Annotated in this window: 13 protein-coding genes; 9 read left to right on the top strand and 4 right to left on the bottom strand. The window is 39.2% G+C overall.

The features are described 5' to 3' along the window. Positions 1 to 50: 50 nt before the first annotated feature. Positions 51 to 695 (bottom strand): YkyA family protein, encoded by a 645-nt coding sequence (locus AUO94_RS14070; protein WP_058384817.1) that lies wholly within the window; start codon positions 693 to 695, stop codon positions 51 to 53. A gap of 146 nt (positions 696 to 841) precedes the next feature. Here AUO94_RS14070 and def point away from each other — a divergent pair, with 146 nt between their 5' ends. Next, on the top strand, positions 842 to 1,408 hold the full coding sequence (def, locus tag AUO94_RS14065; RefSeq protein WP_058384816.1) for a peptide deformylase: 567 nt from the start codon (positions 842 to 844) through the stop codon (positions 1,406 to 1,408). Positions 1,409 to 1,475: 67 nt separating this feature from the next. Here def and AUO94_RS14060 read toward each other — a convergent pair whose 3' ends face one another. Further along, positions 1,476 to 2,246: a Cof-type HAD-IIB family hydrolase gene (locus AUO94_RS14060; RefSeq protein ID WP_058384815.1), complete on the bottom strand. Its 771-nt coding sequence runs from the start codon at positions 2,244 to 2,246 to the stop codon at positions 1,476 to 1,478. 286 nt (positions 2,247 to 2,532) lie between these two features. Between AUO94_RS14060 and AUO94_RS14055 the strand changes: the two genes are divergently transcribed. Further along, a complete protein-coding gene (locus tag AUO94_RS14055) occupies positions 2,533 to 2,745 on the top strand; it encodes a DNA-dependent RNA polymerase subunit epsilon (protein WP_058386868.1) in 213 nt (70 codons plus the stop codon). Positions 2,746 to 2,747: 2 nt separating this feature from the next. Continuing rightward, the gene (gene rnjA, locus AUO94_RS14050; RefSeq protein ID WP_058384814.1) at positions 2,748 to 4,415 is read left to right on the top strand and encodes a ribonuclease J1; all 1,668 of its coding nucleotides are present in this window, start codon (positions 2,748 to 2,750) and stop codon (positions 4,413 to 4,415) included. A gap of 110 nt (positions 4,416 to 4,525) precedes the next feature. On the opposite strand, the gene AUO94_RS14045 is transcribed toward rnjA, so the two are convergent. Further along, the gene (locus tag AUO94_RS14045; protein ID WP_058384813.1) at positions 4,526 to 5,185 is read right to left on the bottom strand and encodes a potassium channel family protein; all 660 of its coding nucleotides are present in this window, start codon (positions 5,183 to 5,185) and stop codon (positions 4,526 to 4,528) included. Positions 5,186 to 5,345: 160 nt separating this feature from the next. Further along, positions 5,346 to 5,642, bottom strand: a complete 297-nt coding sequence (locus tag AUO94_RS14040; RefSeq protein WP_058384812.1) for a hypothetical protein — start codon at positions 5,640 to 5,642, stop codon at positions 5,346 to 5,348. A 402-nt stretch (positions 5,643 to 6,044) separates the two neighbouring features. Here AUO94_RS14040 and AUO94_RS14035 point away from each other — a divergent pair, with 402 nt between their 5' ends. The 6 genes from AUO94_RS14035 to AUO94_RS14010 all read left to right on the top strand — a co-directional run bounded on the left by AUO94_RS14035 (position 6,045) and on the right by AUO94_RS14010 (position 11,680). After that, positions 6,045 to 6,584 carry a helix-turn-helix domain-containing protein gene (locus tag AUO94_RS14035; RefSeq protein WP_058384811.1) on the top strand — a complete coding sequence of 180 codons (540 nt, stop codon included), beginning with the start codon at positions 6,045 to 6,047 and terminating at the stop codon, positions 6,582 to 6,584. A 15-nt stretch (positions 6,585 to 6,599) separates the two neighbouring features. Continuing rightward, the gene (locus AUO94_RS14030; protein WP_058384810.1) at positions 6,600 to 7,706 is read left to right on the top strand and encodes an ABC transporter ATP-binding protein; all 1,107 of its coding nucleotides are present in this window, start codon (positions 6,600 to 6,602) and stop codon (positions 7,704 to 7,706) included. Then, positions 7,696 to 8,520, top strand: coding sequence for an ABC transporter permease (locus AUO94_RS14025; protein ID WP_058384809.1), 825 nt, complete (start codon positions 7,696 to 7,698; stop codon positions 8,518 to 8,520). Before AUO94_RS14030 ends, AUO94_RS14025 begins: the two co-directional genes overlap by 11 nt. Continuing rightward, positions 8,504 to 9,310, top strand: coding sequence for an ABC transporter permease (locus AUO94_RS14020; protein ID WP_058384808.1), 807 nt, complete (start codon positions 8,504 to 8,506; stop codon positions 9,308 to 9,310). The genes AUO94_RS14025 and AUO94_RS14020 overlap by 17 nt, the downstream gene beginning before the upstream one ends. Next, the gene (locus AUO94_RS14015; protein WP_058384807.1) at positions 9,307 to 10,383 is read left to right on the top strand and encodes an ABC transporter substrate-binding protein; all 1,077 of its coding nucleotides are present in this window, start codon (positions 9,307 to 9,309) and stop codon (positions 10,381 to 10,383) included. Before AUO94_RS14020 ends, AUO94_RS14015 begins: the two co-directional genes overlap by 4 nt. 106 nt (positions 10,384 to 10,489) lie before the next feature. Then, complete coding sequence (locus AUO94_RS14010) at positions 10,490 to 11,680, top strand: MFS transporter (RefSeq protein WP_058384806.1); 1,191 nt, start codon at positions 10,490 to 10,492, stop codon at positions 11,678 to 11,680. The last annotated feature ends 54 nt before the right edge of the window (positions 11,681 to 11,734 follow it).

Genomic DNA, 11,734 nt, shown 5'->3' with positions numbered 1-11,734 from the left:
TCGTTTTTACACATCTTTTATAGGACAGAAAAAGCGACCATAAAGGCCGCTTATTCCTCACTTTCATCTATTTTTTTCATTGTGGCATCTTTTAATTCATTGACCTGTTTGGTTACTTCGTTAAATGCTGTAACAGCCAGTTGAACTTGTTCGTTTTGTTCATTTACTTCCGCAGCTTTTTCTTGAAGCAGTTGCAACGTAGTTTCTTCCTTCTTCAACATCTCATACAATTCTTTTTGTCTTTCTATCAACTTTTCATAAGCTTTCGTAAACTCCGAATGAGCTGTGAAGCGTTCTTTCATTTTTGCCTTCAGCGCTTCCACGTCTGCTTTTACAGCTACTTCTTCGGCAGCTTTGATCACTTTATCAATGTCAGTGAAATTTTCTTCTGCAGACTGCATTGATTCTTTTTCAGTTTTTAAGAACTCTAGACGTTCGTCTGCCGAATCAAGCGCAGTTTGTGCTTGTTTAGCTACTTGGTCTTGCTCTTCTTGTGTCAATGCCATAATTTCTTCAAACAATTGTTGTTCTGTTTTCTCCCGCTTTTCCAAATCGTCTTGCACTGCACGGTACTCCTCTTCCGCATCGAAAGTATCGTTAAGTACTTGATCTAAATCTCCGCGAATTCCTGAACCTGAACAAGCAGTTAACAAAAAAATTACGAAAAAACTTAACGCTACGGCTGTTTTTTTCATCTAGTTCACTCCTTAATTCCCATGAATTAACTATAGTATGCACATACGGAAAATACAACTACGCTTTGCAGCTTTTTCTTTTTTCAAAATAGAAAAATTGCGTTATAATAAAATACATAGCAAGACATTTGAAAGGATGAAATCAGTTGATACGAATGAAAGATATAATACGCGAAGGTCATCCTACACTCAGAAAACGTTCTGAAGAAGTGAAATTTCCACTGTCTCAGGAAGATCGTCAATTGAGTAAAGACCTTATGGAATATGTAGTTGACAGCCAAGACGATGAACTGGCTGAAAAATATGATTTGCGTCCCGGTGTTGGTATTGCAGCCCCTCAAATAAATGAAGCAAAACGAATGTTCGCTTTGCATTTTGACGAGAGTACAGGAGAAGATCTTAGTCTCGTTGCCATTAATCCTAAAATAGTCAGTCACTCTATAGAAAAAGCTTATTTAGCTGCTGGAGAAGGTTGTTTGTCCGTTGATCGTGCAGTTCCTGGATATGTTCCAAGATATGCGCGAATTACCGTTAAAGCTTTTAATCCAGATGGTGAAGAATTCAAAATTCGTTTGACAGGGTTACCTGCTATTGCATTCCAGCATGAACTTGATCATTTGAATGGAGTCATGTTCTTCGATCACATCAATCCAACAAATCCTTTCGCTGAAATTGAAAATGCGATTGTAATCGGAAGAGACGCGGCTGAATAAGCCGCGTCTCTTTTTTATTCTATATGCTCAAGCACCTAGCTCGAACAGGCGCTTTCGCTTTTCTTTGTCAAATTAATTTTAAATGCTTGAACGCTTTTGCTAGACCGTCGTTGTCTACGTGTTCCGTTACATAGGATGCGCGTTTTTTGGTTTCTTCGTGACCATTTGCCATTGCGACACTATATCCGGCGACATCCATCATGTCTAAATCGTTCAAACCATCACCAAATGCGATTGTGTCTTCAATAGAGTGACCTGTTGCGCGGATCAACTTTTTAATTCCGCTTGCCTTAGTACCACCTTTTGGTGAAATATCACAAGAGACGCGGTGCCAGCGGACAAAGTCTACTTCTTTAAATGCATCGTGGTATTGCTGTTCTTCTTCTTTTTCACAGAACACCAGTGCTTGGTAGACTTCGTGATTCAAATGAAAATCTTTCTCTGTTTCAGGATGCGGTATTTTCAGCGTCTGTATACTTTCTTCAATATCCGGATGGAAATCGATAGAAGATACCATTTTCTCTTCGTTCATAAAGACAATGGGATGATTGCGTTGCTCTGCATACGCAAGAATTTCATTTAGCATTTTAGCTTCGATTGCTTGCTTATGAACCACTTTGTTGTTATGTGAGATGTACTGTCCGTTGAACGTAATGTACGTATCGATTTTTAGTTCTTCTAGAATAGAAGTAATCATAAATGGTCCGCGTCCAGTGGCAATGGCTAAGTCATGTCCATTCAATCGTGCTTGTTGCAGTGCTTCTTTTGCAGAAGCCGGTAGTTTTTTGTGTGAATCCAACAAAGTTCCATCGATATCTAGCAATAATAATTTCGGCATTTTAGAATCTCCATTCTTAATATAATTAGGGTTGAATACACAGGTTCAGCTTCTTTACAATTGTCAGAAAACGCAGTATAATCGCGTTAAGGAGTGGTTAGCCATGCTGAAACGGTTGAAAAGAAAACTTCTCAGACAGCTCAATGGCATCATGAATAAAAAGAAAATCGCATAAACGTTTTAGCCCTTCTTTATAAATAAGGAGGGCTATTCTTTATTTTAGTCTAATGTCATGATAATATAAAGGAAGTGCATCTATTTGAGCGTGGAAAAAGGAGAGCAAACAATGATTTTTAAAGTATACTACCAAGAAAACCGTTTTGAAGTACCTGTTCGTGAAAATACACAAAGCCTTTATGTGGAAGCAGCATCCGAGCGCGAAGTCCGACACCATTTAAAAGATCGTGACTACAATATTGAACTTGTTCAACTACTTGAAGGCAATCACCTTGAGTATGAACAAGCTAGTCAAAATTACGAAGTTGAGAGCATCGAATAACGATGAAATTCGTTAAAAATGATCAAACAGCTGTTTTTGCACTCGGCGGACTGGGTGAAATCGGCAAAAATACGTATGGTGTTCAATTTCAGGATGAAATTATCCTAATTGATGCCGGCATTAAATTTCCGGAAGACGATTTGCTCGGAATCGATTACGTTATTCCGGATTACACGTACTTAGTAAAAAACGTCGATAAGATCAAAGGTCTTTTCATTACACACGGCCATGAAGATCATATCGGCGGTATTCCTTACTTACTTAAAAAGATAAATATTCCTGTATATGGCGGAAAACTAGCATTAGGCTTATTACGTAAAAAGCTAGAAGAACACGGTTTATTGCGTCAAACAAAAATGACTGAAATCGAAGAAGAAGATGTCATCAAGTTCCGGAAGACGGCCGTTAGCTTTTTCCGTACAACTCACAGTATTCCTGATGCATTTGGTGTAGTTGTAAAAACACCGCCCGGCAATATTGTCCATACAGGTGATTTTAAATTTGATTTCACGCCTGTAGGAGAGCCTGCCAATTTATTGAAAATGGCTCAAATCGGTAGCGAAGGTGTTCTTTGTCTTCTATCCGATAGTACCAACGCTGAAGTTCCTGACTTCACGATGTCTGAACGAAAAGTCGGCGAAACGATTAAAGACATTATGAGAAAAGTCGATGGTCGTTTGATTTTTGCTACTTTCGCTTCAAACATTTATCGTCTGCAACAAGTGACAGATGAAGCCGTGGCACAAGGACGCAAAATAGCTGTTTTCGGCCGTAGTATGGATAACGCTATGACGATTGGTCGCGAGCTTGGTTATATTAACGCGCCTGAAGATGCGTTTGTGGATACACAAACCTTGAACCGTCTACCTGCTAACGAAGTACTTATTTTATGTACCGGTTCACAAGGCGAACCAATGGCTGCTCTTTCAAGAATTGCCAACGGGACTCACCGTCAAATCCAAATTCAACCAAATGATACGGTTGTCTTCTCATCTTCGCCAATTCCGGGCAATACGAGTAGCGTCAACCGAACAATCAATTTATTGTTCCGTGCCGGCGCAGACGTTATTCACGGATCGCTTAACAACATCCATACGTCTGGTCACGGTTCAGAGCCTGAAAACAAATTAATGCTTCGTTTGATTAAACCAAAATACTTTATGCCAATTCATGGTGAATACCGTATGTTAAAAACACATGCCGGTTTAGCTGTTGAATGTGATGTTCCATTAGAAAACACATTCATTATGGAAAATGGTGAAGTTCTTGCTTTAGGTCAAGATGAAGCTTCTATTGCGGGGCGCGTTCCTTCCGGTGATGTTTATATCGACGGTAGTGGAATCGGCGACATTGGCAACATTGTGTTACGTGATCGTCGTGTTCTTTCTGAAGAAGGTTTAGTTATCGTTGTTGTAAGTGTGGATATGCAAAAGAACAAAATGGTTTCGGGTCCTGATATTATTTCACGTGGATTTGTTTACATGCGTGAGTCAGGTACAATGATTTACGAAGCTCAGCAAATGCTTAATCGTCACTTAAACAAAAAAATTCATAGCAAAAATACGGACTGGGCAGAATTGAAAAATGATATTTCTGATGTTCTTGGACCGTATTTGTATGAAAAAACAAAACGTCGTCCAATGATTTTGCCAGTAATTATGGAAGTTTAATAAGATGGCATTTAAAAGGTGTGTGGGAGTAACTTCCCACACACCTTTTTTATTCTTCCTAAACGCATGAAGACCCGTAAAAGAATCACTTTCTTTTACGGGTCTTTCTACTAATTCATCATTTTTTTCTCGAACCGATTAATATCTGCATCAGAACCGATGATGATTAAGATATCTTCTTGTTCAATTTCCATGTCTGCTTGCGGAGAAACGATAATATCGTCTCCTCTTTTAATGGCCACAATATTAATGCCATAACGCGCCCGAATATCGAGACCGATCAAGGTGTAGCCTGCAAGTTTATGATTTGCTTTGATCTCCATAATAGAATGTTCATCCGATAGCTCCAAGTAATCCAATACGTTGTTAGAAAGAATATTATGCGCAATCCGAATGCCCATGTCACGTTCGGGATGAACCACTTTATCCGCACCGATTTTATTCAATACTTTCGCGTGATAGTCATTTTGCGCCTTTACCGTAATTTTCTTTACACCAATTTCTTTTAACATCAATGTTGTTAAAATACTCGCCTGGATGTTTTCACCGATGGCCACAATAACATGTTCAAAATTCCGGATACCTAGCGATTTTAACACTGCCTCGTCTGTTGTGTCGGCCACAACAGCTTGCGTTGCGATCGAAGCGTATTCATCGACTCGCTCTGAGTCTTTATCAATTGCCATTACATCTGCGTCTTGTTCAATCAATTCTCTTACAATACTACCGCCAAAACGGCCAAGTCCAATGACTACAAATTCTTTTTTCATATCCATCCTCCAACTGTTCAAGTGGCTTTATTTTAACATAGATCATCCTAGCTACATCAATGCTTGTTAAATTTTTGCAAACTAATCGAAAAAGTTATCGCATTCGCTAGTACCGTGTACGTGAGTTGATAAACTTATTTCAATAAATAAAAAAACCCGCTTATCGGCGGGGATCTAATGGACGTTTTGGACGGTTTTCACAATACTCGCAACTAATATCTGTACATGGTTCTTCTCGCCATTCGTTGCAACTCGCGCAATAACTTGCATCAAATTCGTCATCAAAAGTCAAAGCTGCCAAACACGTATGACAATACGTATGGACATCCATCCAGTTGATAAATCGCTTGTCGGCTACAAGATACAATCCTTGCTGGTCTTGTTTGTAGTTCATAATTGAAGATTTTTGAATGACCCGGTTTTTAGGGTCAAGAAAGAAATTCATTTTTCCGTTCACATTGATCACTCCTAGAGTTTGGGTCGAACTGTTTGTATATTTTTATATGCATTCACTTGAAAATTCCACTTATAAATGTTTGCTTTAAGTTAATTGGCTTAGCGATTTCGTAACCATGCAGGAGCACCATGTATGTTAAAATTGGTTGCCAATAAAATCAGCTATCTCCCTACTATCTATCATATCATTATTATCTCGTTTATTTATTATTTCACACTTTCTCTATGATAGTAAAAGTTGCTAGTAAATTGCAATAGATAACAATCCTTTATTGAAAATAATTTTCGGCTTGAAAAAATAGTGTCATTCCGTATAATGAATATATGCTATTAGTAAACTAAAAGTATATTTTAACTAAACTTTCTGCAAATATTCATATACAAAGAATCGAGGAGAACTCTGGTGGATATCGGCACAAAAATCAAACGCCTTCGATTAAAAAACGGATTAACTCAAGAAGAGCTTGGAAAAAGGACTGATTTGAGTAAAGGTTTTATCTCCCAATTAGAACGGGACATGAATTCCCCTTCTATCGAAACGTTTTTTAGTTTACTCGAAGTGTTAGGAACCACGCCAAAAGAATTTTTTACGGAGGATCACGAAGTTAAAATCGTCTATTCGACCGCAGATCATATCGCACATGTTGATGAAGATGCGGGCTATGAAGTGGAATGGCTCATTCCTACATCCAACGAAAAAGAAATAGAACCTGTCTTTTTAACGCTTCAGGCAAACGGTCATTTTAAAGAGTTTGAGCCATCTTCAGCAGAAACCTTTATCTATGTTCTTGAAGGACAGGTGCTGCTTCAGATTGGCGATCATCAGTACGCTGCAGCTGCTGGAGATTCAATTTACTATGAAGCTTCTAATCATCATCAGCTTATCAATGATTGCGATGGTGTTTCAGAAATGATCATTGTCACAACACAATCTTATTTATAATTCAGGAGGGATCTTATGGCGGAAATACCCATCATTCGCTTTGAAAATGTGACGCAAACTTACGAAGGAGCCGGCAATGTTTTAAATAATGTTAGCTTCGAACTCGAAAAAGGAAAATTTTATACATTGCTTGGACCTTCTGGTTGTGGAAAAACAACCATCTTACGTTTAATTGCAGGATTTGCAACACCTACTAGCGGCAATATTTATATTGAAGACAAAAAAATGAACACGGTACCTGCTAATCAGCGTCAAGTGAATACGGTATTTCAAGACTACGCACTGTTTCCTCACTTGAATGTTTTTGAAAATATTGCGTTTGGCTTGCGGATTAAGAAAGTAAAAGGTCCTGAAGTTGAAAGACGTGTACGAGAAGCACTCGCTTTTGTTAACTTACAAGGCTATGAAAAAAGAGAAATTTCAGAGATGTCTGGTGGTCAGCGTCAACGTGTGGCAATTGCACGAGCTATCGTCAATGACCCCGAAGTTATTTTGCTAGATGAGCCACTGTCTGCTTTGGATTTGAAATTACGCACTGAGATGCAGTATGAATTGCGGGAACTGCAGCAGCGTTTAGGCAAAACCTTTGTCTTTGTCACACATGACCAAGAAGAAGCGCTCGCCATGTCGGATGAAATTTTCGTTATGAATGCAGGGAAAATTCAGCAAAGTGGCACCCCTATGGACATATACGATGAACCTATCAATCGTTTTGTTGCGGACTTTATTGGAGAATCGAATATCGTCAGTGGAGAAATGATTGCGGATTACCAAGTTCGATTTGCCAATAAAAATTTTGAATGTGTCGATGCTGGACTCAATCCGAATGAGCAAGTGGAAATCGTCATCCGTCCAGAAGATTTGGAAATCACGCCAAGTGGAAAAGGCAAAATGATGGTTACGGTTGATACGCAACTATTTAGAGGGGTTCATTTTGAAATTTCAACCATCGATGAAGTTGGCAATGAATGGCTTGTGCATTCTACGAAAAAAGTAGAAGTCGGTTCTCAAATCGGCTTAGATTTTTCACCAGAAGCTATTCACGTGATGCGTCTAAACGAATCGGAAGAAGCGTTTGATGCACGTCTGGAGTCCTACGGAGCGTCAGTCAATGAAAGATAACCCCTCACGTCCGCTTTACCTTATCCCTTATTATTTATGGATTGCCTTATTCGTCATAGCGCCAATTGCGTTAATCTTCTATTTTTCGTTTTTGGATTTGACTGGCGCTTTTACTTTGGAAAATTATCAGAATTTCTTTTCTTCTGTTTATCTGCGGATGACGCTGAGTTCTTTCTGGTATGCGTTTTTGATTACGTTAATCACTATTGTGATTGCTTATCCAACGGCTTACTGGCTAACAAAAACAAAGCACAAACAACTCTGGCTACTACTCATCATTATTCCTTCGTGGATTAATTTATTGCTAAAAGCTTATGCTTTTATCGGTATTTTCGGATTGTATGGACCTGCTAACAAGCTTCTTCAAACGCTCGGGGCAGGTCCTTGGCAAATCTTATTTACTGATTTCAGTTTTATCTTTGTTTCCGTTTATATTTTTATTCCGTTTATGGTGCTGCCAATTTTCAACTCGCTAGATAAAATAAACCCTGCATTGATTGATGCTTCCCGAGACTTAGGTGCTTCAGCTTTCACAACATTTAGACGTGTTATTTTTCCATTAGCCATCAACGGTGTAAAGTCAGGCATACAAGCCGTATTTATCCCCGCTCTGTCGCTTTTTGTTATTACTCGTCTTATTGCAGGAAACAAGGTCATTACGCTCGGAACAGCAATTGAACAGCAATTCCTCGTTACTCAAAACTGGGGAATGGGTTCAACTATTGCAGTGTTTTTAATCTTGTTTATGATCATCATTATGATGCTGACAGGTCAGAAAGAAAAAGGAGGCTCGTATAATGGCAAAACTAAGTAAAACAGCAAAAGTCTATTTGGTGCTGGTCTTTGCCATTCTCTATGCGCCTATTTTCTACTTGATCTTTTATTCTTTTAATAGTGGTGGCACAATGTCGAGTTTTGAAGGGTTTACTTGGGAGCATTATGGTGCGGTCTTTAATGACACAAGATTACTCATTATTTTGATGAATACGGTAATTATTGCCTTATTGTCTTCACTTATTTCAACAGCAATCGGTGTTTTAGGTGCTATTGGTATCGTATTTTTACGAAATCGCAAAACGCGCAAAGCTGTTTTGTCCTTAAACACCATTTTGATTGTTAGTCCAGACGTCATTATTGGCGCATCGTTTCTAATCTTGTTCACGTTGGTTGGTGTCAAACTCGGTTTTGCATCTGTCTTAATTTCACACATTGCTTTTAGTATTCCAATTGTGGTGATTATGGTTTTGCCAAAACTTCAGGAAATGAGCCGGTCATTGATCGATGCTGCAACAGATCTTGGCGCATCGAAACGTGATATTTTGACGCGCGTAATTATCCCTTATATTAAGCCGGGTATTTTCGCTGGATTTTTCCTAGCATTAACTTATTCGTTAGACGATTTTGCGGTAACTTTTTTCGTCACAGGAAACGGTTTCTCGACTTTATCCATCGAAATTTATTCAATGGCACGAGCGGGAATCACGTTAACCATCAATGCGCTTTCCGCATTAATATTTGTTGTAACACTTGGCTTGGTTCTCGGCTATTACTTCTTTAATCAACGTGCGGGACAATCTCCTGGGACTGGAGGCGCCAAACTATGAAAGAACTTGTGAGAGTTGCAATCGCGATTGTTGTCATTTCGACCATACTGTTGTATACCGTCAATGTATTGGAAAAAAGTTCAGCAACTTCAGGCGGTGGTACCATTTCTGTCTACAACTGGGGCGAATATATTGATCCTGAACTAATCAGGCAATTCGAAGAAGAAACCAATATCTCTGTAGTTTATGAAACATTCGATTCAAACGAATCAATGATGACAAAAATTGAGCAAGGCGGAACCACTTATGATGTCGCGATGCCTTCTGAATATGCGATTGAAAAAATGAAGGAAAACAAATTACTACAACCGATTGACCATGCGCTGATTCCAAACTTGAAAAATATTGATCCTTATTTTCTTGATTTGCCTTTTGATCCAGGCAATGAATATTCTATTCCTTATTTTTGGGGGACTGTCGGTATAGCCTTTAATCCTACCTTACTAGACGGACAGACGTTTGAAAGCTGGAACGACTTGTGGGATCCGTCACTTGAACAAGAAGTCATCCTAGTTGATAGCGCCCGTGAAGTGATTGGTTTGGGGTTAAACAGCCTCGGCTATTCGTTAAATTCAACCGATATGGATGAATTGCGAGCAGCGACAGACAAGTTGAAAACAATGGGTCCCAACGTTAAAGCCATTATTGGCGATGAAATTGTTGAAATGATGCGACGCGAGGAAGCAGCGGTAGCTGTTATTTGGTCTGGCCAAGCTGCAGACGTCATGTGGGTTAACGAAGACATTGATTACGTTGTTCCAGAAGAAGGCTCGAATTTATGGTTTGATAATATGATTATTCCTAAAACTGCGGATAACGTAGAAGGTGCTCATGCTTTTATCAACTTTATGTTAGATCCTGAAGTAGCTGCTCAAAACGCAGATTATGTCGGGTACTCTACACCGAACGAGCAAGCAATTGCTTTGATGGATCCCGAGGTTACAGAGGATAAACGGTTTTATCCTCCTGAAGAACTGCGAGAACGACTAGAAGTTTATGAGAATTTGGGTCTTGAAATGCTGGGAACTTATAACGAGTTGTTTTTGGAATTTAAAATGGATATGGAAAACTAACAGGCAGAACGTTTGCCTGTTTTTTTTTGACGTTTTGGGGTATAGTATGTAGATTCTACAGACTGAAATTTAGTAATACGAAATAATAACGAAAGAAGGTCTCTCTATGGCCGTACAATCAAATAAATCAGCGCTTTATGTGCTGATGTTCAATATGTTCATTGCGATGAGCGGTATTGGATTAATCATTCCGATTATGCCTGCCTATTTAGATACGTTTGGCGTCGCTGGTCAAGCACTCGGTACATTAATCGCCACTTTTGCTTTAGCGCAATTCTTATTTTCTCCTCTTTCCGGTCAACTTTCTGATAAATATGGTCGCAAAAAACTAATTATCTTTGGATTGATTGTTTTCGGGTTGTCTCAACTAGCATTCGGTATGTCTACCGAATTATGGATGCTTTATGTTGCCCGTTTCTTTAGTGGACTGGGAGCGGCATTCCTGATTCCTCCGATGATGGCATTTGTTGCAGATATCACGACATACGAAGAACGAGGTAAAGGCATGGGTCTGCTTGGTGCTTCTATGTCACTCGGCTTTATGATTGGTCCCGGTATTGGTGGTTTTTTGGCCGAAGTTAGTATTCAATTTCCGTTTTATATCGCTACTGCAGTTGCCTTAATTGCGGCGTTGATCTCCTTCGCTGTGCTACCCAATGTGGTTCCTACGATTCAAGCAACGGATAAAAAATCCGAAAACTTGCTGCAACAGATGAAGCGTTCTACTTATACGCCTTACTTCGTCATGTTATTGGTGATGTTCATCTTCGCTTTTGGTTTATCTAACTTTCAATCGACCATTGCATTATATGCCGATAAAAAATTTGGTTTCACACCGAAAGAAATTGCTGTGTTAATCACAGTTGGTGGGTTTGTCGGCGTTATTGTTCAGACATTTGTAATCGACAAACTCTTTAAGCGTTTCGGTGAGATGAAAGTTATTTTGGTTAACCTTCTCATATCTGCAGCTGGGATGATTGGTATTCTGTTCGTTAGTTCTTTCTGGGCTATTCTTTTAGTATCAGCGGTATTTTTCACTGCAGCATCTCTACTTCGACCTGCGATCAATACGTTGATTTCAAAATTAGCGGGTGATGAACAAGGCTTTGCCGCCGGTATGAACAATGCCTACATGAGTCTTGGCAATATGATTGGTCCGGCACTTGCAGGTATTCTTTTTGATATCGATATGAGCTATCCTTATATTTTAGGAACTGCCATTTTAATCACCTGTTTCTTTATCGCCAACACCTGGTCGATGCGAAAACAACAACTTTTGGCTACAAGCCGGAGTTAAACAACAGTAGCTCAGACCTTTTAGGTCTGAGCTACTGTTGTTTAATGGGAAAAT

The organism is Planococcus kocurii, from assembly GCF_001465835.2.
GTDB lineage: Bacteria > Bacillota > Bacilli > Bacillales_A > Planococcaceae > Planococcus > Planococcus kocurii.
Note: the sequence above shows the minus strand (reverse complement) of the source record. Positions and strands in the feature narration are given on the sequence as shown.